Consider the following 24,887-nt stretch of genomic DNA (forward strand, 5'->3'; position numbering starts at 1 on the left):
CGGATGCTACACGAGCTTGGGAACATCATAGAACCCGGATTTGTCTGAATAATTCTGCGCTAACCCGTTGCAACATGTAACACCTGCGGATTTGGATGAAAAAACACGTGTTCAAGGATCGGCCCTACTGCGACTTCGCCAATTTCTTCATACCCCTGACGCTTGTAAAACTCCAGGTAAAGGGAGTTGCCAGTGTCCAGCACCACACCCGAAGAATGAGGGTCCTCGGCGCACCAGTTATGGACCGCTTCCAGCAATTGCTCGCCGTAGTGCTGGCCCTGGAATTGCGGATGAATCCCTAGCAGCGGGAGCATGTGCACCGCATCCGATGGCAGGCATGCCAGCACCGCCTGGTGGTATTCCAGGTAGCGCCGGGTACCGCGCACGCCGGTGCTCAGCCACATGCGCAATTGCCAGGCCCAGCTGTCGGTAATGCCCAGTCGTCGTTGTGGCGGAGCGATCAATGCGATGCCAATCAGCCGGTCATTGACCAGCAGCCCGATGGCCGGCAAGTCCTGCAAGAAGTGCTGCTTGACCAACTCGCGCACCGTGGCGCGCACCCGTTGTTCGTAACCAGGGCGCTCGGCTTCGAAGAGGTAGGCGAAGGTCGGCTCATGACGATACGCCTGGTACAACAGGGAGCGAGCTTCGCGGGAGTAGCCGCTGTCGAGCATGTGGATCTGGGTCGAGGTGTCAGGCATAACTGTTGTTCTCCCCTGGACGCGACTCAAAAGGCTGCGCTCTTATTATTACGAGCCTTTGCGGTACAACTCGTTCATTGTAGCCGCTGGCTCCCATCCGACTTGTCGGCTAGCATCGTTGTTTTGCCAGGACCGGACCGCCGACCATGAAAATCGTCTCCTTCAACATCAACGGACTGCGCGCGCGCCCTCATCAACTGGCGGCACTGATCGAGAAACATCAACCGGATGTGATTGGCCTGCAGGAAACCAAGGTTCACGACGACCAGTTTCCATTGGCCGAGGTGCAAGCCCTGGGTTATCACGTGTATTACCACGGGCAAAAAGGCCACTACGGTGTTGCTTTGCTCTCACGCCAGGAACCGCTGGCGGTGCACAAAGGTTTTGCCAGTGACGACGAAGACGCCCAGCGGCGGTTTATCTGGGGCACTTTCGCCGATACCAACGGCAACCCGATCACCATCATGAACGGCTATTTCCCACAAGGCGAAAGCCGCGACCACCCCACCAAATTTCCGGCCAAACAACGTTTCTACGAAGACCTGCAACAGTTGCTGGAGAGCCAGTTCAGCAATGACCAGGCGGTGGTGGTGATGGGCGACGTGAATATTTCCCCGCAAGACTGCGACATCGGTATCGGTGCCGACAATGCCAAGCGTTGGCTGAAGACCGGCAAGTGCAGCTTCCTCCCGGAAGAACGTGAGTGGTTGGCCCGCTTGAAGAATTGGGGCCTGGTGGACAGCTTCCGCCATTTGAACCCGGATGTGGTCGACCGCTTCAGCTGGTTCGACTATCGCAGCCGTGGTTTTGAAGATGAGCCCAAGCGTGGGCTGCGGATTGACTTGATCATGGCATCCCAAGGTTTGCTGCCTCGAGTCAAGGACGCCGGCGTGGACTATGATTTGCGCGGCCTGGAAAAGCCGTCCGATCATGCGCCGATCTGGCTTGAGTTGAGCTGATCTGCCTCGCCCCACAGAGACCACCGTCATATTTATGCAACTTGCCTGACTTAATCTTCCGGCACTTCCTTGGTTTGAGAAGGTGCCGGCATGATGCTGCGCGTTCTGTATCTGCTGGCAATTTGCTGCGTTCCCTTCCCTGCTTTTTCGACTCAACTGCCCCTTCCTGTCCACGGCCCAGCCTTGCGCATACAAGGTTCCAACACCATTGGCGCCACCCTGGGTCCAGCCCTGGTCAAGGGCCTGATGGAACAACAGGGCTTGCAGGATGTGCACAGCGCCTCATCTGGCCAGGCCAATGAACAACACGTCATGGGTAAAACCCGTCAAGGCAAGCGCGTGACTATAGAGGTCGCCGCCCACGGTTCCAGCACCGGCTTTACCGCGCTGCAAAAGGCCAACGCCGACCTTGCTGCCTCGTCCCGCCCGATCAAGGACAATGAACGGATGGCGCTGGAACCCTTGGGCGACTTGAAAAGCCCGGACGCCGAACACGTTATCGCCATTGATGGCCTGGCGATCATCCTCCACCCCCACAACCCGCTGAACGCGCTGAGCACAGAGCAACTGGCGCAGGTTTTCAGTGGTGAGGTCACCACCTGGGAAGCGCTGGGCGGTAGCGGCGGGAAGATTCATCTATATGCCAGGGATGATCAGTCCGGTACCTATGACACCTTCAAGGAGTTGGTACTCGCCCCCCGGGACACATCCCTGGACCCCAGAGCAAAACGCTTTGAGTCGAGCGAAAAGTTATCGGATGGCGTCAGCCACGATCCCCAGGGCATCGGTTTTATCGGCTTGCCATATGTACGCCAGGCCAAGGCCGTAGCGATTGTCGACGGTGACTCGCAAGCCATGCCGCCCCTCAATAGCTTGATTGCCACTGAAGACTACCCGCTGTCACGACGCCTGTACTTTTACCTGCCGCCCGTGGGCCAGAACCCATGGGCCAAGGCCCTGGTGGACTTTGCCCAAAGTGCCAAGGGGCAGGCAATCGTGGCTGCCAACGGTTTTATCGCGCAACAGGTACGGGCCATGAGGGTGGAACCGCGCGCACCGATGCCCGAGGCTTATCAAGCCATTGCCCGTGAGGCCCAACGGCTGACCGTGAATTTTCGTTTCGAGGAAGGCAGCGCCAGCCTGGACAACAAGGCGCGCCAGGACGTGATGCGGGTGGCGGCCTATCTGCGCAACCATGACAAGCTCAATAAACAAGTGACGCTGGCCGGGTTTGGCGATGCCAAGGATGATTCGCAACGCGCCACCCTGCTCTCGAAGTTGCGAGCCATGGCGGTACGTCGGGAGTTGGTCAAGCACGGCGTGGTATTACGCGATATTCGCGGGTTTGGCGATGAGATGCCGGTGGCGGCGAATACGGCGGATGAGGGCCGGATCAAGAATCGGCGGGTAGAGGTCTGGGTGTATTGACGCAGAGCCTGCAGGGCGACATTCCCACGCAAAACGTGGGAATGATCATCGACTACTGCCCGCTACGCATCATCTCCCGCGGCACATATTTGCCAATCTCGAACTTGCCAATGGCCGCCCGATGTACTTCGTCCGGGCCGTCGGCCAGGCGCAGGGTGCGTTGCATGGCGTACATATAGGCCAGCGGGAAGTCATTGGAAACCCCTGCGCCACCATGGATCTGGATCGCCCGATCGATCACCTTCAAGGCCACGTTCGGTGCCACTACCTTGATCTGGGCGATTTCGCTTTTCGCCACTTTGTTGCCGACGGTGTCCATCATGTAGGCGGCTTTCAAGGTCAGCAGACGCGCCATGTCGATCTCCATTCGCGAGTCGGCAATCTTGTCGATATTGCCCCCCAGGCGCGCCAATGGTTTGCCGAACGCGGTCCGGCTCACGGAACGTTTGCACATCAATTCCAGCGCACGCTCGGCCATACCGATGGAACGCATGCAGTGATGAATACGTCCTGGGCCAAGGCGGCCCTGGGCGATTTCAAAGCCCCTACCCTCACCCAACAGAACGTTTTCATACGGTACACGGACGTTTTCGAACAACACTTCGGCGTGGCCATGGGGCGCGTCGTCATAACCGAACACTGGCAGCGGACGGACGATCTTTACCCCAGGGGCGTCCGTCGGCACCAGGATCATCGAGTGCTGCTGGTGGCGCGGCGCATCAGGGTTGCTCAGGCCCATGAAAACCAGGATTTTGCAGCGCGGATCGCAGGCGCCGGAGGTCCACCATTTTTTACCGTTGATCACCCATTCGTCGCCATCGCGAACCGCACAAGCGGCCATGTTGGTGGCATCGGAAGAAGCCACATCCGGCTCGGTCATGGCAAACGCAGAACGAATTTCACCCCGCAGCAGCGGTGCCAGCCAGCGTTGTTTCTGTTCTTCGCTGGCGTAGCGCACCAGCACTTCCATATTACCGGTGTCCGGTGCCGAGCAATTGAACGGCTCGGGCCCCAGCAATGAGCGGCCCATGATTTCCGCGAGGGGGGCGTATTCCAGGTTAGTCAGGCCGGCCCCCAACTCCGATTCCGGCAGGAACAGGTTCCATAAGCCCTCGGCCTTGGCCTTGGCCTTAAGCTCTTCCATGATGGCCGTTGGCTGCCAGCGATCACCTTCGCTGACCTGGCGCTCGAACACCGGTTCGGCCGGGTAGACGTAAGCGTCCATGAACGCGGTGACGCGTTCACGCAGTTCCTGAACCTTGGGCGAATAGGAGAAATCCATGATCGGCTACCTTCTTTGGAGGTTGTTTAGGTCATGTGATCGATGCTAGAACAGCGCTGATAATTTACCTAACCTATTCTCGGCGTGTATTAACATTCATCACCGATATATGATCGGCGTATGAACACCAAACAATAAGAGCGCAGCGAAATGAATCTGAGCAAGGTCGACCTCAACCTTTTCATCGTCTTTGACGCGATCTACACCGAAGCCAACCTGACCCGCGCCGGGCAGATTATCGGCATTACCCAGCCGGCGGTGTCGAATGCGCTGGCACGCTTGCGGGAAACCTTCAACGACCCACTGTTCGTGCGTACCGCCCAAGGCATGGTACCGACGCCCATGGCCCAGAATATCATCGGCCCGGTGCGCAATGCGTTGTCGCTGCTGCGGGTGTCGGTGCAGGAAAGCCGCATATTCAACCCACTGCAGGCGGCCAAAACCTACCGTATCAGCATGACCGACCTGACCGAAGCGGTGATTTTACCGCCACTGTTCCAGCGCCTGCGTCGCCTGGCACCGACGGTGATTATCGAGAGCTTTCTATCTAAACGCCGGGAAACCACCAAGGACCTGGCCGCTGGCCGCCTGGATTTTGCGGTGGACGCACCGCTTAACACCGACCCGCAAGTACGTCATGTCAAGCTGATGGAGGACCGCTATGTGTGCGCCATGCGCAAGGGTCATCCGATGGCGGCCAAGGAAAAACTCAGCCTGGATGACTACCTGGCGCTGACCCATATCCATATTTCCAGCCGACGCAACGGCCTGGGCCATGTTGACCTGGCATTGGGCAAGATGGGTATCCAGCGCAAGATCGTCCTGCGTTCCCAGCATTACCTGATGGCCTCGCAAGTGTTGCAACAAACTGACATGGTAATGACAGTACCGGAGCGATTTGCCCGTCGTAATGAGTTGCATTGGTTCAACCTGCCGGTCAATGACGTTCCGTCAGTGGAAACCCACCTGTACTGGCACGAAAGCACCGACCAGGACCCGGCCAACCGATGGATGCGCGAGCAGATGATTGAGTTGTGCCAGCAAGTGACGGCCCATGAGAAGAAGCTGGATGCAGGAGCGAGCTTGCTCGCGAAGAACTGAAGGGCACCGCGTTCATGCGGGACGTCTATAGACAAACTCGCTTCTTATAGAAGGGAGACCTGCTTGACGTAAACGTCAACCAACCATTAGCTTAACGCCCAAGACATTCCTTGGGCGCCCTCATGAGCACGACCTACAGCATCTCCGACCTCGCCCGCGAGCTCGACATCACCACCCGCGCTATTCGCTTCTACGAGGAACAAGGCCTCCTGTCCCCGGAACGCCGGGGTCAGGAGCGTATCTATTCACCGCGGGACAAGGTCAGTCTCAAGTTGATCCTGCGGGGCAAGCGCATCGGTTTCTCCCTGGCCGAGTGCCGTGAACTGATCGAGCTCTACGACCCCAGCAGCGGTAATCAGAAACAGCTGCACAGCATGCTGATGAAAATCGCCGAGCGCCGCGAACAGCTGGAACAACAGCTGCTGGATATCGAACAGATGAAGCTGGAGCTCGATACCGCCGAAGAGCGTTGCACCCAGGTGTTGGAACAGACCATTCAGAGCCAGATTGGCCATTCATAGAGGTAAATGCCATGTCCGTTCCCTCTCACGTACGCTTGGTGGAGGTTGGCCCTCGCGATGGATTGCAGAACGAAGCCCAGCCCATCAGCGTGGCTGACAAGGTCAAGCTGGTAAACGCCCTCACGGCTGCAGGCCTGGGCTACATCGAGGTCGGCAGTTTTGTGTCGCCCAAATGGGTGCCACAGATGGCCGGTTCGGCCGAGGTTTTTGCGAAAATCCAGCGCAAGCCGGGCGTGACCTATGGTGCACTGGCGCCAAACCTTCGCGGCTTTGAAGATGCGTTGGCGGCGGGGGTCAAGGAAGTAGCGGTGTTTGCGGCGGCTTCCGAAGCGTTTTCCCAGCGCAATATCAACTGCTCCATCAGCCAGAGCCTGGAGCGATTTGCGCCGATCATGGCGGCAGCCAAACAGCATGACGTCAGCGTACGCGGGTATGTGTCGTGCGTGCTGGGCTGCCCATACGAAGGCCAGGTCGCCCCGCAACAAGTTGCGGCGGTGGCCCGCGAGCTGTTTGCCATGGGCTGCTACGAAGTCTCCCTGGGTGACACCATTGGCACCGGTACGGCAGGCACCACACGACGGATGTTCGAGGTGGTGGGTGCCCATGTGCCACGGGAAAACCTGGCGGGGCACTTCCATGACACTTATGGGCAGGCCATCGCCAACATCTACGCCAGCCTTCTGGAGGGCATCCAGGTGTTTGACAGTTCTATCGCCGGCCTCGGTGGCTGCCCGTATGCCAAGGGTGCCAGCGGTAACGTGGCCACCGAGGACGTGCTGTACCTGCTCAATGGCCTGGGTATCCACACCGGGATCGATATGGAGTCGCTGATCCTGGCGGGCCAGCAGATTTGTTCAGTACTTGGCCGCCCCACGGGCTCGCGAGTGGCCAAGGCCCGCAGTCTGGGTGAGTAGCGTTGCCGGGGGGATGTGTTACCGCACGCATACACATCGAGTAACACGGGAACATATTCATTGGCTTTGACGCGGTGTCAATTTCCCACAAAACCATAAGTAATTGTTTTTAAAGAAATTTAAAAAGTTGGCACGGCTTCTGCTATCTCTATGGCATAACAAGAATAAAAAGCACCAAACCTAATAAAAATAAGACGTAACGACTCTGGCATAACAAAAACAACACGGCAGAGACGCAGCTAACAGATTTTTTTGGAGAAGATGTGCTTCGCAGGGTACGGCAGATGCCGCCACTCGCAACCGGGCAGAGAATAATAAAACTACCCCAAGGTAGCTACCCACTGGTTGGATCGCATACGAAGAAGCAGGTCAGCGTTCAAAAAAATACGTTTGCTCTTGACCCCGGATGGGGGTCGCCAAAAATAGCGGTAAAGGGCCACGGTTGCTAAAAACAACAATAGACCGCCCCTCAATAATAAAAAAAGAGCACGTGACAACAAATTAAAGGGGACCTTCGGGTCCCCTTTGTTGCTTTCTGGATAAAGGTATTCCTGAGGCCATCATCGGGCTGATGCCGAAGCGATCAAGCCCACCCCATATTCGATTTACGCCGCTCTCAATCCTGCGCACGCAGTTGCTCTATCATCATCTCGCGCATCCGAAATTTCTGGATCTTGCCTGTCACCGTCATCGGAAACTCGTCCACGAACTTGAAGTACTTGGGCGTCTTGAAGTGGGCAATCCGCCCCTTGCACCAGGTTTGCAGCTCCAACTCATTGGCAACATGGCCGGGGTGGAACTTGATCCAGGCGACAATTTCTTCTCCGTAGCACGCGTCCGGGATGCCGATGATCTGCACATCCGCCACCGCCGGATGGGTGAAGAAAAACTCTTCAAGCTCCCGCGGATACACGTTCTCGCCGCCACGAATGATCATGTCCTTGTTGCGCCCGGCGATGCATACATAGCCCTGCTCGTCCATGGTCGCCAGGTCGCCGGTGTGCATCCAGCCAGCGTCGTCGATGGCTTCGCGGGTCCCGGTGGGGTTGTTCCAGTAACCGAGCATCACACTGTAACCGCGGGTACACAGTTCACCGGTCTGGCCGCGGGGAACAGTGTTACCGGCCTCGTCGATAATCTTGCTTTCCAGGTGTGGCTGGGTACGCCCAACGGTGGTGACGCGTACTTCCAGGCCGTCATCCGGTCCGGTCTGTAGCGATACGGGGCTGGTTTCGGTCATGCCATAGGCAATCTGCACTTCGCTCATGTGCATCTCGCTGATCACCCGGCGCATCACCTCGATGGGGCAGGTAGAACCGGCCATGATCCCGGTGCGCAGGTACGACAGGTCGAATTCGGTACGGCGCGGATGATCAAGCATGGCGATAAACATGGTGGGCACGCCGTACAAGCCGGTGGCCTGTTCTTCGGCGACAGCCATCAGGGTCAGCAATGGGTCAAACCCATCGTTGGGGTAAATCATCGTGGTGCCGTGGGTGATGCAGCCCAGGTTACCCATGACCATGCCGAAGCAGTGATAAAGCGGCACCGGGATTACCAGGCGATCTTGCGCCGTGAGACCCAGGCTTTCGCCGACCATGTAGCCGTTATTGAGAATGTTGTGATGACTGAGGGTCGCTCCCTTGGGAAAGCCGGTAGTGCCGGAGGTGTACTGGATGTTAACGGCCTGATCGAAGTGCAGGCTGGCCTGGCGAGCATGCAACTGCTCTGGCGGGACGCCTGCGCCGATGACCGACAACTGCGACCAGGGCAGGAATCCCGAGGGCGGTCGCGGATCAAGGCTGATCACCCCACGCAGTTCAGGCAACAGTTCGCACTGCAACTGGCCACTGGACTGCTGCGCCAGTTCCGGCAGTAACTCTTGCAACATGGCGTGGTAATCGGAGGACTTGAACGAGCCGGCACAGATCAGCCATTGGCAACCGGCCTGCTTGAGCACGTACTCCAACTCGCTGCTGCGGTAGGCCGGGTTGATGTTGACCAGAATCACTCCCAGCTTGGCGCTGGCCACCTGGCTGATGCACCACTGGGCACCGTTGGGGGCCCAGATGCCGAGCCGATCACCTGTCTGCAAGCCCAGCGCCAACAGGGCGCGGGCATGCAGGTCGACAGCGTCGGCCAGTTGCCGCCAGGTGTAGCGCAGGTGTTGGTGTCGAACCACCAGCGCTTCGCCATCGGGATACTCTGCCACGGTGCGATCGAACGCCTGGCCGATGGTTTCAGCCAGTAAGGCCTTGCTCTGGGAGCCACGGCTGTAGCTCTGATCCGGTTGTTCCATAACGGCCCCTATTGTCTTTTTTGTAGGTGGACGATGCTCTATACCGAGCGAGCTTGACGTTAACGTAAACTACGATTGACAGCCATGCAATGCAAGCTTACGTTAACGTAAAGGTGAGCGCCCTCCTCCGCGCAATCAGCCCACACAACAACAAAGCTTAGAAGGTGCCCGTCCATGAGCTATCCCTCCCTGAACTTCGCCCTCGGTGAAACCATCGACATACTGCGCGACCAGGTACAGTCCTTCGTCGCCAAGGAGCTTGCGCCCCGGGCTGCGCAGATCGACATCGACAACCTGTTCCCCGCCGACATGTGGCGCAAGTTCGGTGACATGGGGCTGCTGGGCATCACCGTCGCGGAAGAGTACGGTGGCGCCGGCCTGGGTTACCTGGCCCATGTGGTAGCCATGGAAGAAATCAGCCGTGGCTCGGCGTCGGTCGCGTTGTCCTACGGCGCCCACTCCAACCTGTGCGTCAACCAGATCAACCGCAACGGTAACCACGAGCAGAAACTCAAGTACCTGCCCAAGTTGATCAGCGGCGAGCACATCGGCGCCCTGGCCATGAGCGAGCCGAATGCCGGCTCCGACGTGGTCTCGATGAAGCTGCGCGCCGACAAGCGCGGTGACCACTACGTACTCAACGGCAGCAAGACCTGGATCACCAACGGTCCCGACGCCAACACCTACGTGATCTACGCCAAGACCGACCTGGAAAAGGGCCCGCACGGTATCACCGCCTTTATCGTCGAGCGGGACTGGAAAGGCTTCAGTCGCAGCAACAAGTTCGACAAGCTGGGCATGCGCGGCTCCAACACCTGCGAGCTGTTTTTCGACGACGTTGAAGTGCCCGAAGAAAATATCCTCGGCGCACTCAATGGCGGTGTGAAAGTGCTGATGAGCGGCCTGGACTACGAACGCGTGGTGCTGTCTGGCGGCCCTACCGGGATCATGCAGGCCTGTATGGACCTGATCGTTCCGTACATCCACGACCGCAAGCAGTTCGGCCAAAGCATCGGCGAGTTCCAACTGATCCAGGGCAAGGTCGCCGACATGTACACCCAACTCAACGCCAGCCGGGCCTACCTTTATGCCGTCGCCCAAGCCTGTGAGCGCGGTGAAACCACCCGCAAGGACGCTGCCGGGGTGATCCTCTACAGCGCCGAACACGCTACACAGATGGCCCTGGATGCGATCCAGATTCTTGGCGGCAACGGCTATATCAACGAATTCCCCGCCGGTCGCCTGCTGCGTGACGCCAAGCTGTATGAAATCGGCGCCGGTACCAGCGAGATTCGGCGCATGTTGATTGGTCGCGAACTGTTTAACGAAACGAAATGAATTTCGGCAGTTGCAAGCAACAAGCGCCAAGAACACCACGCTCATACTTGCAGCTTGCAGCGCTTACGGAGTAAGCCATGATTTTGCATACCCAACTCAACCAGCGCTCGGCGGAGTTCGCCGCCAACAGCGCGGTGATGCTCAAGCAGGTCGATGCCCTGCACACCCTGCTCGCCCACGTGCAGCAAGGCGGTGGTGCCAAGGCTCAGGAACGCCATACGTCCCGAGGCAAATTGTTGCCCAGGGAGCGGATCAATCGCCTGCTTGATCCTGGTTCGCCGTTTCTGGAACTCAGCCAACTGGCCGCCTATCAAGTGTATGGCGAAGAGGTGCCAGCCGCTGGCGTGATTGCCGGGATCGGTCGGGTCGAAGGCGTCGAGTGCATGATTGTCGCCAACGATGCCACCGTGAAAGGCGGCTCCTACTACCCACTGACGGTGAAAAAACATCTACGGGCGCAAACCATCGCCGAACAGAATCGCCTGCCATGCATTTATCTGGTGGACTCAGGCGGTGCCAACCTGCCACGCCAGGATGAAGTGTTCCCCGACCGCGAGCACTTCGGACGAATCTTCTTCAACCAGGCCAACATGAGCGCCCAGGGCATCCCGCAGATTGCGGTGGTGATGGGTTCCTGCACCGCAGGTGGTGCTTATGTACCAGCCATGGCGGACGAAGCGATCATGGTCCGCCAACAGGCGACGATCTTTCTCGCAGGGCCGCCGCTGGTAAAGGCGGCTACCGGTGAAGTGGTGAGCGCCGAAGACCTCGGCGGTGCCGATGTGCACTGCAAGATTTCCGGCGTGGCCGACCACTATGCCGACAGTGATGAACATGCCTTGGCATTGGCCCGGCGCAGCATCGCCAACCTCAACTGGCGCAAGCAGGGCCAGTTGCAGCAGCGCACTCCGGTGGCACCGCTGTATACCAGCGACGAGTTGTATGGGGTCATTCCAGCAGACGCCAAGCAACCGTTCGATGTGCGGGAAGTCATTGCCCGGTTGGTGGACGGTTCGGTATTCGATGAGTTCAAGGCGCTGTTTGGTACCACCCTGGTGTGCGGTTTTGCTCATCTGCATGGCTACCCGATTGCGATCCTGGCCAACAACGGCATCCTCTTCGCCGAGGCCGCGCAAAAAGGTGCGCACTTTATCGAACTGGCCTGTCAGCGCGGGATTCCCCTGCTGTTCCTGCAGAACATCACCGGGTTCATGGTCGGCCAGAAATACGAAGCCGGCGGCATCGCCAAGCACGGCGCCAAGCTGGTGACCGCGGTAGCCTGTGCCAAGGTGCCGAAGTTCACGGTGATCATCGGCGGCAGCTTCGGTGCCGGTAACTACGGGATGTGCGGTCGCGCCTATGACCCGCGTTTTTTGTGGATGTGGCCCAACGCGCGCATTGGCGTCATGGGCGCCGAACAAGCCGCCGGCGTGCTGGTGCAGGTCAAGCGAGAACAGGCCGAACGTGCCGGCCAGGCATTCAGTGCCCAAGAAGAAGCGGCCATCAAGCAGCCGATCCTCGACCAATACGAAACCCAGGGCCACCCTTACTATTCCAGCGCCCGCCTGTGGGACGATGGCGTCATCGATCCGTTGCAGACCCGTGACGTGCTGGGCCTGGCCTTGTCCGCCTCTTTGAATGCCCCCATTGAGCCGAGCCGCTTCGGCGTGTTCCGCATGTGACCGCAGGAGCCTCGTACATGAGCGATTTCAACACCCTCGAACTGGTCATCGACCCCCGTGGTTTTGCCACTGTGTGGCTGAGCCGCGAAGAAAAGAACAACGCCTTCAACGCCGAAATGATCCGCGAACTGATCATCGCCCTGGATCAGGTCCAGGGCGACCCAACCCTGCGCTTCCTGGTGTTGCGCGGGCGTGGCAAGCACTTCAGCGCCGGCGCCGACCTGGCCTGGATGCAGCAATCGGCCGAACTGGACTATCACACCAACCTGGATGACGCCCGGGAGCTGGCCGAGTTGATGTACAACCTGGCCAAGCTGAAGATTCCGACCCTGGCAGTGGCCCAGGGCGCGGCCTACGGTGGCGCCCTGGGCCTGATCAGTTGCTGCGATATGGCCATTGGCGCCGATGATGCGCAGTTCTGTCTGTCGGAAGTGCGCATCGGCCTGGCACCTGCGGTGATCAGCCCGTTTGTGGTCCAGGCGATTGGCGAGCGTGCGGCCCGGCGCTATGCCCTGACGGCGGAACGTTTTGGCGGCCAGCGCGCACGGGAGATCGGACTGCTGGCAGAGAGTTATCCGGCCGGCGAACTGGAGCGCCAAGTCGAACAATGGATCGCCAACCTGCTACTCAATAGTCCGGCGGCCATGCGCGCCAGCAAGGATCTGCTGCGAGAAGTGGGTCACGGCGCCCTCACCCCGGCCCTGCGTCGTTATTGCGAAAACGCCATTGCCCGCATCCGCGTCAGTAGCGAAGGCCAGGAAGGCTTGCGGGCCTTTTTGCAGAAACGAGCGCCCAGTTGGCAGTCTCAGGAGCCGCGTTCATGAGTTCACCCGTTCTCAATACTGTATTGGTGGCCAATCGTGGCGAAATCGCCTGCCGCGTCATGCGTACCGCCAAAGCCATGGGGTTGACCACCGTCGCCGTGCACAGCGCCACGGACCGTGATGCACGCCACAGCCGCGAGGCCGATATCCGTGTCGACCTGGGCGGCAGCAAGGCCGCCGACAGCTACCTGCAAATCGACAAGTTGATTGCCGCAGCCAAGGCCAGTGGCGCCCAGGCGATTCATCCTGGCTATGGTTTTCTCTCGGAGAACGCCGGGTTTGCCCGTGCCATCGAAGCCGCAGGGCTGATTTTTCTCGGCCCTCCCGCCTCGGCCATTGATGCCATGGGCAGCAAGTCCGCCGCCAAGGCACTGATGGAAACCGCTGGCGTACCCCTGGTACCCGGTTACCACGGCGAGGCCCAGGACCTGGAGACTTTCCGCCAGGCCGCTGAACGCATTGGCTACCCGGTGCTGCTCAAGGCGACCGCCGGCGGTGGCGGCAAGGGCATGAAGGTGGTCGAGAATATCAGCCAATTGGCCGAAGCCCTCGCGTCGGCGCAACGTGAGGCACTGTCGTCTTTTGGCAATTCGCAGATGCTGGTGGAAAAGTACCTGATCAAGCCTCGCCATGTAGAAATCCAGGTATTTGCCGATCAGCACGGTCATTGCCTGTACCTGAACGAGCGCGACTGCTCGATCCAGCGTCGACACCAGAAAGTGGTCGAGGAAGCACCCGCGCCTGGCCTCAGCCCTTCGCAACGCAAGGCCATGGGGGACGCGGCCGTGCGTGCGGCACAAGCCATCGGCTACGTCGGAGCCGGAACCGTGGAGTTCCTGCTGGATGCCCGGGGTGAGTTTTTCTTCATGGAAATGAACACCCGGCTGCAGGTGGAGCACCCGGTCACCGAAGCCATCACCGGCCTGGACCTGGTGGCCTGGCAGATTCGCGTCGCCCAGGGCGAGCCGCTGCCAATGACGCAAGAGCAAGTGCCGCTACGGGGCCATGCCATTGAGGTACGGTTGTACGCCGAAGACCCGGGCAACGACTTTCTGCCGGCCACCGGGCACCTGGCACTGTACCGTGAGCCTACGCCGGGGCCGGGGCGTCGAGTGGACAGCGGCGTCGAGCAAGGGGACAGCGTCTCGCCGTTCTACGACCCGATGCTGGGCAAGCTGATTGCCTGGGGCGAGGATCGCGAACAGGCACGCCTGCGGTTACTGGCCATGCTGGATGAATTTGCCATCGGCGGGCTGAAGACCAACCTGGGCTTTCTGCGGCGCATCATTGGCCATCCGGCGTTTGCGGCAGCGCAACTGGATACCGGTTTTATCCCCCGTTATCAGGAGCAATTATTGCCAGCGGCCAGCGAGTTGAGCGATGAGTTCTGGCAGGCCGCTGGCCACGGTTTGATACAGAGTCGCGCCGCCAGGGTACGAACGGATGATCCGGGCTCGCCTTGGGCCCATACCAACGGCTTTCGCTCAGGCTTACCTGCCGAGACGTCGTTGCATTTGAGCTGCAATGGGCAGGATCGACTGGTGATCTTGCAAGGCGGCGACGAGGCGCCAGAACTACAAGGTGAACACTTGGTGATCGAACAGCACGGCGTACGCCGCTCATACCTGGCTGTGCCAGGTGAGAACGCACTATTTCTGCGCTGGGGCGATGAAATGCACTGCGTCACCCTGTTTGACCCGATTGCCGCAGTCGAAGCCAACCAGCTTCATCAAGGCGGCCTGAGCGCACCGATGAACGGCAGCATCGTACGGATACTGGTGGACGTCGGGCAAACGGTCGAGGCGGGTACACAACTGGTGGTGCTGGAGGCCATGAAGATGGAGCACAGCATCCGCGCGCCCCATGCCGGGGTAGTCAAGGCATTGTATTGCCAGGAAGGTGAAATGGTCGCCGAAGGCAATGCATTGGTAGAACTGGAAGATTAAAATTTCGCGATCGCCTGCACCACCACGCCGATGATCCGGCATTCATCGCTGAATAGCATTTTAGGGTAGGTCGGGTTGAGCGGTACCAGGTAAAGCTGGCCGCTCTCCTCCATCAATTTGCGAAAGGTCGCCTGGGGGCTGAAGGCCCATTGTGCGACCACCAGCTTACCGGGCTCGGCTTCGATCGCCGGGTCCACCAGGATCATCATGCCCTCGCTGATACTCAAGCCTGCGGGGGCCGTCATGGCATCACCCATCACCCGCAGCCAGAATGCCGCACCCCGGGCATGATAGTCGGTCAACTCGAAACGGGCGGCGCCGTAGGGCGCTGGCTCTTCTCGCACTTCGCAGGCTCCTTTCCAGTCGCTGACCGGGTAACGGAAATACGGGTTGTATTGCTCCTCCGGTGGCAACTCGTCGCCCATAGGCAGGGTGGGTTTTGCGCGGATCACCAGGGTGACTTCAAGGTACCCCAGACCCAGCGCCTCCATCACCCGGTTCATGTCAGAAATGCTTGGCTCGCGCCGCTTGTTCAGCCAATGACCAACACCGCCCTGAGACATCCCCAAGCGTTCGGCCAATTGATCCTGCGTGACCTTGCGGTCCTTCATGTTGGCTTTGACCAACGCTATCCATTTATCCATGGGGCCTGACAATACGGTGTGTACTTACAGCCACAATAAACACTTTGTATTAATCAATCAAATGACACAAATACGGATCGTACTATTATTCAACCCAGGCATTCGACACCCCACCCCGAGTACTGACCTCATGACAACATCCCCGGATTACCAGCCCAACACACTCAACGATGATGAACTGCTGAACCTTCGCAGCAGTGGCGCTGCCCAGCGCGCGATCGACTATTACTTGAAAGAGAATGTATCAGGACCCTGCATCGACGACGCGTTGTTTGAAGTCAAGACCGATGTCAGTGATGAAGAAGCCCTGGTCCACGCTTGCGACCTGTTACGCAGTGCGGCCGCCACCGCCTATGAGTCAGCGAACAGCAGCCTGGGCAATAGCCGGGACCTGGCGTTTTCGGTGGTGTATTTGATTGATATGGCCAAGGCCATGGTAGAGCGATCGCTACGAGCACCAGGCAGGGCAAATCGATAGCTGGAGGCGTTGCCGAAAGACGGGAGAGAAAAATATTTCTATCCACGGGATAAAAACATTTGACTTGCAAATGATAATGATTATTATTGCATCAGCTGATCGCGAGATCAGTCGATAGACCAAGGGACCTTAGGTCGGACTCTTGGAATATCTCCTCATCAGGCTAATCACGGTTTTTGACCCGGCTCTTTGGCCGGGTCTTTTTTTTGCCAGTTTTTCTGGCATGGCTTCAGGCTAATGAAGACTGTGTGTTGCTTAATGGCGCGCATGGTAGCAAAAGAATATCGCCGAAAAAAGGTGATTGAGCGCTCTAGCCCCAGTCTTTCAAAAATAGCGCTTGAGAATCAATCTCATAGATTCTAAGCTGCTGCTGCGTCATGGATGACGCCCCCCCTCCTGCACCTCAGTATTTGCTCCCCGACCTCCCCCCGCTCCTGTGTAAAATGCCCGCCATAACACTCATATTCAGGCAACCAGACTATGACCGTGGCCTTGACCTCCATCAAAATCAGTACCAACTTCGACAGCGGAAATATCCAGGTCCTCGACGCCAGCGATGCCCATCAGTTGCTGCTGGCCATCAAGCCCGATACCCGCAGCCAGCACTTCCAGTGGTTCCATTTCAAGGCCGAAGGCATGTATGTGGGCCACACCCATACCTTCCGCCTGAGCAATGCCGGCCAGTCCTCCTACAAACATGCCTGGAGCGGCTACAACGCTGTTGCGTCCTACGACCATATCAACTGGTTTCGTGTGCCCACCCGCTTTGATGGCGAGACGTTGCATATCTCGCTGGAGTCCCGGGAAAAGCAGGCGTGGATTGCCTATTTCGAACCCTACAGCCGTGATCGTCATGATGGGTTGATCGAGCAGGCGTTGAATCGTGCCGGCACGCAATTGCTGGCCACCGGTAAAAGCGTCGAGGGCCGCGATATTCAGTTATTGCGCCGTGGCAAAGGCCGCGAAGGACAGCGCAAGGTGTGGATCATTGCCCAACAGCATCCCGGCGAACACATGGCCGAATGGTTTATGGAAGGCATCATCGAACGCCTGCAACAAGATGGCGACGATGAACTGAAACAACTCCTGGCTACCGCCGACCTGTACCTGGTGCCAAACATGAACCCCGATGGCGCCTTCCACGGCCACCTGCGTACCAACGCCATGGGCCAGGACCTCAACCGCGCCTGGCAGAATGCGAGCCAGGAAATCAGCCCGGAAGTGCTATTCGTCCAGCAGCAGATGGAAAAATACGGTGTCGATCTGTTCCTGGATATTCACGGCGACGAAGAAATCCCCTACGTATTCACCGCCGGCTGCGAAGGTAACCCTGGCTATACGCCACGCATCGAACAGCTGGAAAAACGTTTCCGAAGCCACCTGAGCGCCCTGACCCGCGACTTCCAGACCGCTCACGGCTACACCCGTGACCTGCCGGGCCAAGCCAATATGACTCTGGCCTGCAACAGCGTCGGCGAGAAATTCGACTGCCTGTCACTGACCCTGGAGATGCCCTTCAAGGACAATGACGATGCACCTAATGCACACACCGGTTGGTCGGGCAAACGTTCAATGCAGTTGGGTAAGGATGTGTTGAGCACCGTGGCGGATATCGTTTGCGTATTGCGTTAGCCCTGCAATAAAGGGCCCAGGGTTGGGGCCCTTATTGAACCGCCACGCGCCGGCAATCCTGCGGCCCCAGCAGCCGCCCATCCGCCGAGCGCAACTCCAGCGTACGCACAGGCTCACCCTGCTCGCGGTCCACAATCACCGAATGCACCTCCCCTTTCCCATAGAAAAACCCCTCGCCCCACTGCCGCAAGCCAATGATCACGGTAAATAGTGCCCTGCCTTTTTCTGTCAACACGTACTCCTGATACGCACTGCCGTCCGACGCCGGAACGATCTCGAAAATCCCGTGGGCCACCAGCGTGCGCAAGCGTGTAGACAAGATGTTCTTGGCCACTCCAAGGCTGCGCTGAAACTCGCCAAACCGCCGAATACCGTCAAAGGCATCGCGAATAATCAGCAGCGACCAACCGTCACCAATGGCGTCCAGGGAGCGGGCCACCGGACATTCGGCGCTTTCAAAGCGGGTGAGCTTGACCATGGGAACTTACCTGCCTTAGAAGAAATGTAGTTGCAATATAAAACTAGAATCCTTACCGTACAACTGGTTTTAATTCAAAACCGGAATAGGTAGCGCCTCATGTCCAAATCCCCGTTAAGCAGCGCCGTGGTGCTGCTGTTCGCTATCGCCTGTGGCCTGGCGGTGGCGAATGTCTACTACGCCCAGCCCTTGCTGGATGCCATGGCCGATACCTTCGCCATGGATCACGCTACGGTCGGTATCGTCATTACCCTGACCCAAATCGGCTATGGCATTGGCCTGGTGCTGCTGGTGCCTCTGGGAGACCTGCTCAACCGTCGTCGCTTGATCGTCAGCCACCTGCTGCTGTCGACCCTCACGGTTCTACTAGTGGCGCTCTCTTCCAACAGTTTCTGGCTGCTGGTCGGCATGGCCTTGACCGGCCTGCTGGCAGTGGTCACACAAACACTGGTGGCCTTTGCCGCCAACCTGGCGCAGCCCGAGCAGCGTGGGCATGTCGTGGGCCTAGTCACGAGTGGCATCGTTGTCGGCCTGCTCTTGGCCCGCACAGTGTCGGGTGCCATGGCGGACCTGGCCGGCTGGCGTTCGGTGTACCTGTTGTCGGCAGGATTGACCTTGCTGATGGCGCTGTTGCTCTGGCGAATCTTGCCCGCTCTCGAGCAACCACGTGCCACCGGCTCTTATGCACAGTTGATCCGCTCGGTATTCAGCCTGTTCAAACAAGAAAAAACACTGCGCGATCGTGCGGTCCTGGCCCTACTGGTTTTTGCTGCCGGCACGGTGTTGTGGACGCCGCTGGTACTGCCCCTGAGTGCCCCGCCACTGTCGTTGTCTCACACACAAATAGGGTTGTTCGGACTCGCCGGAGCAGCAGGCGCCCTCGGTGCCGCCCGTGCCGGACGCCTGGCCGATTGCGGCTTCGCCCAGTGGACCAGCGGTGGTGCCCTGATCCTGATGCTGGTGTCCTGGCTGGCAATCGGCTTTACCCAATCGTCCCTGTGGGCGCTGTTGCTCGGGGTGATTGCCTTCGACTTGGGCCTGCAAGCAGTCCACGTCACCAGCCAGAGCCTGATCTACAGCGTGCGCCCCGAAGCCCAGAGTCGGCTGGCGGCCGGCTACATGCTGTTTTATTCGGTGGGCAGCGCGTTAGGGTCGGCAGGATCGACGATGATGTACGCTTGGGGAGGATGGATCAGCGTGTGCAGCCTGGGTGCAGCGATCAATCTGCTGGCGCTGATCTACTGGCTGATCACCTTGGGCCCAGCACCGGCGGCACAATCACAGCCGGCGCAAGGCTAGGTATCAGTCTTTGGTGCCGGTCATGCTTTGCAGCACGCCATCGCGGCGGATCAGCCCATGGAACAACGCCGCCGCCAGATGCAACAGCACCGTCAGAAACAACAGGTAGGCAAGAAACCCATGGGCCTTGCGCAACCACGCAAACAGTTGCGCATTGGCCGGGACCAATGCTGGCAACTGCAAGGAACTGCCAAGCATTACCGGATCCCCCGCCGCCGAGATCATCGACCATCCCAGCAGGGGCAACACCAGCATCAAGGCATACAACACCACGTGGGAAACCTTGGCCGCCAGCACTTGCCATAGCGGCAAATCAACGGGTAACGGTGGCTGGCGTGTGGAGAAACGTACCACCAGTCGCACAATCACCAAGGCCAGAATGGCGATCCCCAGGGGCTTGTGCAGGTGGAGCAGCCATTCATGCCGCTCCGACACCGACGCTGCCATCCCTGCCCCGATAAACAACATAGCGATGACCATTAACGCCATCAGCCAATGCAGCAACCGCGCCAGAGGACTGAAAAACCGAGATTGAACATTCATGGCTTCGACTCCTGAGGGGCGCTGTGCAACTGTCCAACTTCACTGGTGCGACGCAAGTAGGAACTGGAGTATGCCGCCGAACGCGCTGCCAATAGCGGATCGCTCGAGGCTTCAATCCCGCTGGGCAAGATCAACGGATCAAAGTTGATGTCGCGGCAATCGCCATCGATTTGTGGCTGGCTGCTTTCCAACACCAGCGTCCCAGCGTTCAACACTGTGTGTGGGCCGGTCCAGGCCTTGCTGGCGTCATCGACCGGATCCCCGGGGTTGGCCAGGGTGATGCTCAATTGCCAGCGCAGCGGGCCTGCAGCCAGGCGTTGAGCCAGGTCTCTTTCCAGGAAATCACTGCCTTCAGGCGCCGTTGCACCCGGCGCGTCCTGGCTCAGCGGCACCACGACCCAGCGCACCGCCTGGCGCTGACCGTTGGCATTTACCAGGTAAAAGGCATTGATACCGTTATAGGCTTCAGTGGCAAAACTGGCCGAAGGCTTGGCAGTCTTGACCCACGCCAGGAAGGGCGAACTTTCTGGATGGGACGCGAAAAAAGCCGGCATGCTGGCCGGGTTCGGCTTGCCGGTGGCAGGGTCCGGGGCGCCGGCCTTGAGCATCTGGTAGAACGCCTCGGGAGTACCCACCGGAAACACCGGCATGCTATTCATCCCGGTACGCCATTGCTGGCCGTTGGCCAAGCTGAACTGCACGGCCAAGCTGCGGATCGGCACACTGCTGTCCGGCGCATATGGGTTGCCACTGGGCAAGGCAAAACGGCCGATAATCGGCGTACGCGCCTCACTGAACACCTGGGCACTGGAATATGGGCGCGCTTGATCGCTGCTCTGGAAATAACCCGCCACGCATACACCCTTGGCGTGGTTGCGACGGTAGCCCAGGTGTATACCGCTATTGGTTTCCAGGGCATTGACTAGCGTCTTGGGGCGTAGGCGCTGCGGGTCGAGCGTACCATTGACGTAGGCGAATGCCCCTGCCACAACCGCCACCACCACGCCGATGCCGACCAATCGAGCGATCAGGCTTGCGGTGCTTAGCGGCGCACGTGGCGGTGATGAGTGTTCTACCATGAAAAAACTCCAGGGCCAGAGGCCTTGAGGGGTGAAACCGGAAGGTCGGAGCAATAGGACGAACGCCGGGAGACTTTATTCCCGTCGCCGCTGTTTATTTTTCAGCCTCTGGAATAACCTTCAACCTCGGACGTCTTCCTAGTCCAAGCCTAGCGACTAGCCAGAACCCCATGCACGAATTCGACGAACAGTTACGTGAACTCATCCCCAGGCTGCGGCGTTTTGCGGTATCCCTGACACGCAACTCCAGCAGCGCCGATGACCTGGTTCAGGCCAGCCTTGAACGTGCGATCATCCGCTGGGCCGACAAACGCCCAGAAGGCGACCTGCGAGCGTGGCTGTTCTCGATCCTTTATCGACAGTTCCTCGACGCCCACCGCCGTTCCCGGCGTTACGCACGGATGTTGGCATTTTTCACCGACCGTGATGACGCCCAACCCTCGGTTGAGCGCACTGTCATGGCCCAGTCGGCCCTGCAAGCCTTCGATCAACTAAGCACCGAACAACGCGCCCTGCTGCTCTGGATCTCGGTCGAGGGCTTGAGCTATAAAGAGGTCGCCAATATCCTCGATGTGCCTATCGGCACCGTAATGTCTCGCCTGTCCCGCGCGCGCCAGGCCTTGCGCCAACTCAGCGACGGCGAAATCACCAGCCCTTCCCTGCGGATACTCAAATGATCAGCCTGCCTCCCAGCGAACGCGACTTGCACGCCTACGTCGATCACCAGCTCCTGGAGTCTGATCGACGCCTACTCGAAACCTGGCTGGCGACCCACCCCGACGTCGCGGCCCAGGTCCAAGAGTGGCAACGGGATGCCCAACACCTGCGAGCGTCCTTGAGCGGAGCGCTGCAACAAACGACTAACCCGGACCTGGATCCGGCACTGATTCGCCAGCGGATCAAGCACCAGTCCCGCCGCCACCTCGCCACCGCTGCGGTGCTGTTGATTACCGTCAGCCTGGGGGGCTTGGGCGGCTGGCAGGCTCGGCAGATGAGCCAGGGCACAGTGCTCCCCATGACCGACGCCATGCAGGCCTACCGTCTGTTTGCCCAGAACGGCATCCTGCCCGCTGACTACCGCGTGCAAGGCAACGGCGACATGCAAACCTGGCTCGACCGCTACTTCACCCAAGCCAACCGCTTGCCGGACCTGGCCCAGGCCGGTTTCAAGGCGGTCAGCGGGCGCCTGCTCACCACCGAGCAAGGCGCGGCGGCCATGGTGTTGTATGAAGACCCGCAGGGCCGGCGCATCAGCTTCTACATCCGGCCACCGGGTCCGCAGAACAAACTGCTGCCCCGTGGCAGCAGCCAGGCCGATGGGTTGCAGGCCCAGTACTGGTCCGGCGGTGGTTACAACTATGCGATGGTCAGCCCTTCGGACGAGCCAACCACGCAGATGCTCAAGCACACGCTGAAGTTTTAGCCACCGGCCAGCTTCGCCCTGAGGAGGGCAGGCCCAGCACATTTGAGCGGGGCCTTGGCCCTCTCGAGCCGCTATCATGACAGTCATTCACGTCCCTATTACCGAGTGACTGCGCTGTTCATGGATACCCTTGCCCAACTCAAAGCCGGCCAGTTGGCCGGCGCCACACGCCTGGATCTGTCCTGCGGACTAAGCGAATTTCCCCGGGAAATATTCGACCTGGCGGACTCCCTGGAGATCCTCAATCTGAGCGGCAATGCCTTGAGCAGCTTGCCGGATGACCTGCATCGCCTGCGCCACTTGCGCGTGCTGTTCTGCTCGGACAACGCCTTCACCGAAGTACCTGAATGCCTGGGCCAATGCCCGCAGTTGAGCATGGTCGCTTTCAAGGCCAACCGTATCGAAAAGGTCCCGGGGGCCTCCCTGCCGCCGCTATTGCGCTGGCTTATCCTCACCGACAACCAGATCAGCCAGTTGCCGACGGAACTGGGTGAACGTGCGCGGCTGCAAAAACTGATGCTGGCCGGCAACCGCCTGGAACAATTGCCGGAAAGCCTGGCCAACTGCCACAACCTGGAACTGATCCGCATTGCCTCCAACCGCCTGACCCACCTGCCGGGCTGGCTGCTGGCCTTGCCTCGCCTGACTTGGCTGGCCTATGCAGGCAATCCGGTGGAGATGGCCGTGGCGCTTGCCAGTAACGACGCAACACCGAACATACCCTGGTCACAGCTTGCTCTGGAGCAGGTGCTGGGCGAAGGCGCCTCCGGGATCATCCGCCAGGCGACCTGGACGCCGCCAAACCGCCCACCACAGGCGGTCGCGGTCAAAATGTATAAAGGCAGCATCACCAGCGACGGCTCACCACTGCACGAAATGCAAGCCTGCATCGCGGCCGGCCAGCACAGCAACCTGATCAAGGTTGAAGGACGGGTTACCGACCATCCCGACAACCAGGCAGCCTTGGTAATGCAGTTGATCGATCCGCGCTACCGTAACCTGGCAGCCTTGCCCAGCCTGGCCTCCTGTACCCGCGACGTCTATGCACCCACCACTCGCTTGAGTGCCGACGCGGCCCTGCGCATAGCCCGCGGGATAGCCTCGGCGGCGGCCCACATGCACCACCAGGGCATCACCCACGGCGACCTGTATGGCCACAATATTATGTGCAACGAGGCCGGTGATTGCCTGCTGGGGGATTTTGGCGCGGCTTCGTTCCATGCCATCGCAGAAAGCCTTGAAACCAGAGCCTTGCAACGCATTGAGGTGCGGGCATTCGGGGTGTTGTTGGGGGAGTTGCTGGAGCGAGTCGATAGCAGTTTGGATGAGGCGAAGCGTCAGCAACTGGAAACGTTACGCGAACGTTGCTGCCAACCGGATGTGTTGGCGCGGCCGAGGTTTGGGGAAATCGAAGGGCTGTTGCACGCTCTGTAAGCAGTGCAGAACCCATCTGAAAGCGGCGCTCTTGTAGACTTTCAAGGCCCAGGCGGCAGCTGCGCAGCCGATTGCAGGCTGCGCCAGCGGCTACAAGAAGTTCAGCCCGCCAAGCCGACAAACAGATCCTGCACGTCATCATGGTTGTCCAAACCTTCCAGGAAGGCTTCGACCTCGGCCATTTGCTCGTCGGTCAAGCCAGTGACCGGGTTCTTCGCAATGTAGCCCAGCTTTGCGGACAGTACCGTGAACCCCTGCTCAGGCAAGGCTTTCTGCACGGCGTCCAGATCGGTCGTCTCGGTAATAAACAGGGTCGCGCCCTCTTCACCTTCCTCGAAATCCTGGGCTCCGGCTTCAATAGCCGCCATTTCCGGATCGGTATCCGGGCTGTCCGGCGAGGCTTCGATCATGCCGACATGACTGAAGTCCCAGGCCACCGAACCGGAGGCACCCAGTTGGCCCTTGCGGAACGCCACGCGGATTTCCGCCACCGTGCGGTTGATGTTGTCGGTAAGGCACTCAACGATCAGCGGCACCTGGTGCGGGGCAAACCCTTCGTAGGTCACGCGATGGTACTGCACGGTCTCGCCCAACAGGCCTGCGCCTTTCTTGATCGCGCGATCCAGGGTTTCCTTGGGCATCGAGGCCTTCTTGGCCTGTTCCACCACCAGACGCAGGTGGGCGTTGGTGGCGGTATCAGCACCGTTACGGGCAGCAATGGTGATCTCTTTCACCAGCTTGCCGAAAATCTTGCCCTTGGCATTGGCTGCTGCTTCTCTATGTTTGACTTTCCACTGTGCGCCCATGACTCACTCTCTTCTATCCATCGCGCCGAGACGTCTACTGGCCGGCGCTTTGGGGGCAGAGTTTATAGGGCAAAAA

Annotated in this window: 23 protein-coding genes; 15 read left to right on the top strand and 8 right to left on the bottom strand. The window is 59.3% G+C overall.

Annotated features, from left to right (window positions below; translation table 11 throughout):
• Positions 1–59 precede the first annotated feature (59 nt).
• Complete coding sequence (locus GIR22_RS19310) at positions 60–701, bottom strand: GNAT family N-acetyltransferase (RefSeq protein WP_154744866.1); 642 nt, start codon at positions 699–701, stop codon at positions 60–62.
• A gap of 146 nt (positions 702–847) precedes the next feature.
• Between GIR22_RS19310 and xthA the strand changes: the two genes are divergently transcribed.
• Positions 848–1,660 carry an exodeoxyribonuclease III gene (gene xthA, locus GIR22_RS19315; RefSeq protein ID WP_154744867.1) on the top strand — a complete coding sequence of 271 codons (813 nt, stop codon included), beginning with the start codon at positions 848–850 and terminating at the stop codon, positions 1,658–1,660.
• A 90-nt stretch (positions 1,661–1,750) separates the two neighbouring features.
• Complete coding sequence (locus GIR22_RS19320) at positions 1,751–3,088, top strand: substrate-binding domain-containing protein (RefSeq protein WP_154744868.1); 1,338 nt, start codon at positions 1,751–1,753, stop codon at positions 3,086–3,088.
• 52 nt (positions 3,089–3,140) lie between these two features.
• Here GIR22_RS19320 and GIR22_RS19325 read toward each other — a convergent pair whose 3' ends face one another.
• Complete coding sequence (locus GIR22_RS19325; RefSeq protein ID WP_154744869.1) at positions 3,141–4,370, bottom strand: acyl-CoA dehydrogenase; 1,230 nt, start codon at positions 4,368–4,370, stop codon at positions 3,141–3,143.
• Between the two features lie 150 nt (positions 4,371–4,520).
• Here GIR22_RS19325 and GIR22_RS19330 point away from each other — a divergent pair, with 150 nt between their 5' ends.
• From GIR22_RS19330 to GIR22_RS19340, 3 genes are all read left to right on the top strand, one after another.
• Positions 4,521–5,471: a LysR family transcriptional regulator gene (locus tag GIR22_RS19330; protein WP_154744870.1), complete on the top strand. Its 951-nt coding sequence runs from the start codon at positions 4,521–4,523 to the stop codon at positions 5,469–5,471.
• Positions 5,472–5,593: 122 nt separating this feature from the next.
• Complete coding sequence (locus GIR22_RS19335; protein ID WP_154744871.1) at positions 5,594–5,992, top strand: MerR family transcriptional regulator; 399 nt, start codon at positions 5,594–5,596, stop codon at positions 5,990–5,992.
• 11 nt (positions 5,993–6,003) lie between these two features.
• Positions 6,004–6,906, top strand: coding sequence for a hydroxymethylglutaryl-CoA lyase (locus GIR22_RS19340; protein ID WP_154744872.1), 903 nt, complete (start codon positions 6,004–6,006; stop codon positions 6,904–6,906).
• A 616-nt stretch (positions 6,907–7,522) separates the two neighbouring features.
• On the opposite strand, the gene GIR22_RS19345 is transcribed toward GIR22_RS19340, so the two are convergent.
• The gene (locus GIR22_RS19345; RefSeq protein ID WP_154744873.1) at positions 7,523–9,205 is read right to left on the bottom strand and encodes an AMP-binding protein; all 1,683 of its coding nucleotides are present in this window, start codon (positions 9,203–9,205) and stop codon (positions 7,523–7,525) included.
• Positions 9,206–9,379: 174 nt separating this feature from the next.
• Here GIR22_RS19345 and GIR22_RS19350 point away from each other — a divergent pair, with 174 nt between their 5' ends.
• The 4 genes from GIR22_RS19350 to GIR22_RS19365 all read left to right on the top strand — a co-directional run bounded on the left by GIR22_RS19350 (position 9,380) and on the right by GIR22_RS19365 (position 14,995).
• Complete coding sequence (locus tag GIR22_RS19350; protein ID WP_154744874.1) at positions 9,380–10,543, top strand: isovaleryl-CoA dehydrogenase; 1,164 nt, start codon at positions 9,380–9,382, stop codon at positions 10,541–10,543.
• Positions 10,544–10,620: 77 nt separating this feature from the next.
• Positions 10,621–12,225, top strand: coding sequence for a carboxyl transferase domain-containing protein (locus GIR22_RS19355; protein WP_154744875.1), 1,605 nt, complete (start codon positions 10,621–10,623; stop codon positions 12,223–12,225).
• A gap of 17 nt (positions 12,226–12,242) precedes the next feature.
• Entirely contained in the window at positions 12,243–13,049 is an 807-nt protein-coding gene (locus tag GIR22_RS19360) for a gamma-carboxygeranoyl-CoA hydratase (protein ID WP_154744876.1), read from the top strand.
• On the top strand, positions 13,046–14,995 hold the full coding sequence (locus tag GIR22_RS19365; RefSeq protein WP_154744877.1) for an acetyl-CoA carboxylase biotin carboxylase subunit: 1,950 nt from the start codon (positions 13,046–13,048) through the stop codon (positions 14,993–14,995). The genes GIR22_RS19360 and GIR22_RS19365 overlap by 4 nt, the downstream gene beginning before the upstream one ends.
• On the opposite strand, the gene GIR22_RS19370 is transcribed toward GIR22_RS19365, so the two are convergent.
• The gene (locus GIR22_RS19370) at positions 14,992–15,639 is read right to left on the bottom strand and encodes a LexA family protein (protein WP_154744878.1); all 648 of its coding nucleotides are present in this window, start codon (positions 15,637–15,639) and stop codon (positions 14,992–14,994) included. The two genes, GIR22_RS19365 and GIR22_RS19370, sit on opposite strands and share 4 nt — an antisense overlap.
• A 130-nt stretch (positions 15,640–15,769) precedes the next feature.
• On the opposite strand from GIR22_RS19370, the gene GIR22_RS19375 reads away from it, so the two are divergent.
• Positions 15,770–16,117, top strand: coding sequence for a DUF6124 family protein (locus GIR22_RS19375; protein WP_154744879.1), 348 nt, complete (start codon positions 15,770–15,772; stop codon positions 16,115–16,117).
• 480 nt (positions 16,118–16,597) lie between these two features.
• The gene (locus GIR22_RS19380) at positions 16,598–17,749 is read left to right on the top strand and encodes a M14 family metallopeptidase (RefSeq protein WP_154744880.1); all 1,152 of its coding nucleotides are present in this window, start codon (positions 16,598–16,600) and stop codon (positions 17,747–17,749) included.
• A gap of 31 nt (positions 17,750–17,780) precedes the next feature.
• Here GIR22_RS19380 and GIR22_RS19385 read toward each other — a convergent pair whose 3' ends face one another.
• Positions 17,781–18,227, bottom strand: a complete 447-nt coding sequence (locus GIR22_RS19385) for a winged helix-turn-helix transcriptional regulator (RefSeq protein ID WP_154744881.1) — start codon at positions 18,225–18,227, stop codon at positions 17,781–17,783.
• A gap of 99 nt (positions 18,228–18,326) precedes the next feature.
• Between GIR22_RS19385 and GIR22_RS19390 the strand changes: the two genes are divergently transcribed.
• Positions 18,327–19,526 carry an MFS transporter gene (locus tag GIR22_RS19390; RefSeq protein WP_154744882.1) on the top strand — a complete coding sequence of 400 codons (1,200 nt, stop codon included), beginning with the start codon at positions 18,327–18,329 and terminating at the stop codon, positions 19,524–19,526.
• A 3-nt stretch (positions 19,527–19,529) separates the two neighbouring features.
• On the opposite strand, the gene GIR22_RS19395 is transcribed toward GIR22_RS19390, so the two are convergent.
• Together GIR22_RS19395 and GIR22_RS19400 are read right to left on the bottom strand one after the other, a co-directional pair.
• Positions 19,530–20,069, bottom strand: a complete 540-nt coding sequence (locus tag GIR22_RS19395; protein WP_154744883.1) for a cytochrome b — start codon at positions 20,067–20,069, stop codon at positions 19,530–19,532.
• Positions 20,066–21,148: a catalase family peroxidase gene (locus tag GIR22_RS19400; protein ID WP_154744884.1), complete on the bottom strand. Its 1,083-nt coding sequence runs from the start codon at positions 21,146–21,148 to the stop codon at positions 20,066–20,068. The genes GIR22_RS19395 and GIR22_RS19400 overlap by 4 nt, the downstream gene beginning before the upstream one ends.
• A gap of 170 nt (positions 21,149–21,318) precedes the next feature.
• Here GIR22_RS19400 and GIR22_RS19405 point away from each other — a divergent pair, with 170 nt between their 5' ends.
• The 3 genes from GIR22_RS19405 to GIR22_RS19415 all read left to right on the top strand — a co-directional run bounded on the left by GIR22_RS19405 (position 21,319) and on the right by GIR22_RS19415 (position 24,005).
• Positions 21,319–21,825 (top strand): sigma-70 family RNA polymerase sigma factor, encoded by a 507-nt coding sequence (locus GIR22_RS19405; RefSeq protein WP_154744885.1) that lies wholly within the window; start codon positions 21,319–21,321, stop codon positions 21,823–21,825.
• Positions 21,822–22,571: an anti-sigma factor family protein gene (locus GIR22_RS19410; protein ID WP_154744886.1), complete on the top strand. Its 750-nt coding sequence runs from the start codon at positions 21,822–21,824 to the stop codon at positions 22,569–22,571. Before GIR22_RS19405 ends, GIR22_RS19410 begins: the two co-directional genes overlap by 4 nt.
• 120 nt (positions 22,572–22,691) lie before the next feature.
• Positions 22,692–24,005 carry a leucine-rich repeat-containing protein kinase family protein gene (locus tag GIR22_RS19415; protein WP_154744887.1) on the top strand — a complete coding sequence of 438 codons (1,314 nt, stop codon included), beginning with the start codon at positions 22,692–22,694 and terminating at the stop codon, positions 24,003–24,005.
• Positions 24,006–24,106: 101 nt separating this feature from the next.
• Here the strand turns inward: GIR22_RS19415 and GIR22_RS19420 are convergent, their stop codons facing one another.
• Positions 24,107–24,811, bottom strand: coding sequence for a YebC/PmpR family DNA-binding transcriptional regulator (locus GIR22_RS19420; RefSeq protein ID WP_154744888.1), 705 nt, complete (start codon positions 24,809–24,811; stop codon positions 24,107–24,109).
• Between the last annotated feature and the right edge of the window lie 76 nt (positions 24,812–24,887).

This window comes from Pseudomonas karstica, assembly GCF_009707515.1.
Classification (GTDB): domain Bacteria; phylum Pseudomonadota; class Gammaproteobacteria; order Pseudomonadales; family Pseudomonadaceae; genus Aquipseudomonas; species Aquipseudomonas karstica.

Coding starts and splice junctions, on each gene's coding strand:
- GIR22_RS19350 (WP_154744874.1), top strand. CDS start 9,380: ATGAGCTATCCCTCCCTGAACTTCGCCCTCGGTGAAACCATCGACATA.
- GIR22_RS19390 (WP_154744882.1), top strand. CDS start 18,327: ATGTCCAAATCCCCGTTAAGCAGCGCCGTGGTGCTGCTGTTCGCTATC.
- GIR22_RS19325 (WP_154744869.1), bottom strand. CDS start 4,370: ATGGATTTCTCCTATTCGCCCAAGGTTCAGGAACTGCGTGAACGCGTC.
- GIR22_RS19365 (WP_154744877.1), top strand. CDS start 13,046: ATGAGTTCACCCGTTCTCAATACTGTATTGGTGGCCAATCGTGGCGAA.
- xthA (WP_154744867.1), top strand. CDS start 848: ATGAAAATCGTCTCCTTCAACATCAACGGACTGCGCGCGCGCCCTCAT.
- GIR22_RS19330 (WP_154744870.1), top strand. CDS start 4,521: ATGAATCTGAGCAAGGTCGACCTCAACCTTTTCATCGTCTTTGACGCG.
- GIR22_RS19420 (WP_154744888.1), bottom strand. CDS start 24,811: ATGGGCGCACAGTGGAAAGTCAAACATAGAGAAGCAGCAGCCAATGCC.
- GIR22_RS19415 (WP_154744887.1), top strand. CDS start 22,692: ATGGATACCCTTGCCCAACTCAAAGCCGGCCAGTTGGCCGGCGCCACA.
- GIR22_RS19380 (WP_154744880.1), top strand. CDS start 16,598: ATGACCGTGGCCTTGACCTCCATCAAAATCAGTACCAACTTCGACAGC.
- GIR22_RS19360 (WP_154744876.1), top strand. CDS start 12,243: ATGAGCGATTTCAACACCCTCGAACTGGTCATCGACCCCCGTGGTTTT.
- GIR22_RS19410 (WP_154744886.1), top strand. CDS start 21,822: ATGATCAGCCTGCCTCCCAGCGAACGCGACTTGCACGCCTACGTCGAT.
- GIR22_RS19385 (WP_154744881.1), bottom strand. CDS start 18,227: ATGGTCAAGCTCACCCGCTTTGAAAGCGCCGAATGTCCGGTGGCCCGC.
- GIR22_RS19335 (WP_154744871.1), top strand. CDS start 5,594: ATGAGCACGACCTACAGCATCTCCGACCTCGCCCGCGAGCTCGACATC.
- GIR22_RS19355 (WP_154744875.1), top strand. CDS start 10,621: ATGATTTTGCATACCCAACTCAACCAGCGCTCGGCGGAGTTCGCCGCC.
- GIR22_RS19340 (WP_154744872.1), top strand. CDS start 6,004: ATGTCCGTTCCCTCTCACGTACGCTTGGTGGAGGTTGGCCCTCGCGAT.
- GIR22_RS19320 (WP_154744868.1), top strand. CDS start 1,751: ATGATGCTGCGCGTTCTGTATCTGCTGGCAATTTGCTGCGTTCCCTTC.
- GIR22_RS19375 (WP_154744879.1), top strand. CDS start 15,770: ATGACAACATCCCCGGATTACCAGCCCAACACACTCAACGATGATGAA.
- GIR22_RS19400 (WP_154744884.1), bottom strand. CDS start 21,148: ATGGTAGAACACTCATCACCGCCACGTGCGCCGCTAAGCACCGCAAGC.
- GIR22_RS19370 (WP_154744878.1), bottom strand. CDS start 15,639: ATGGATAAATGGATAGCGTTGGTCAAAGCCAACATGAAGGACCGCAAG.
- GIR22_RS19310 (WP_154744866.1), bottom strand. CDS start 701: ATGCCTGACACCTCGACCCAGATCCACATGCTCGACAGCGGCTACTCC.
- GIR22_RS19405 (WP_154744885.1), top strand. CDS start 21,319: ATGCACGAATTCGACGAACAGTTACGTGAACTCATCCCCAGGCTGCGG.
- GIR22_RS19395 (WP_154744883.1), bottom strand. CDS start 20,069: ATGAATGTTCAATCTCGGTTTTTCAGTCCTCTGGCGCGGTTGCTGCAT.
- GIR22_RS19345 (WP_154744873.1), bottom strand. CDS start 9,205: ATGGAACAACCGGATCAGAGCTACAGCCGTGGCTCCCAGAGCAAGGCC.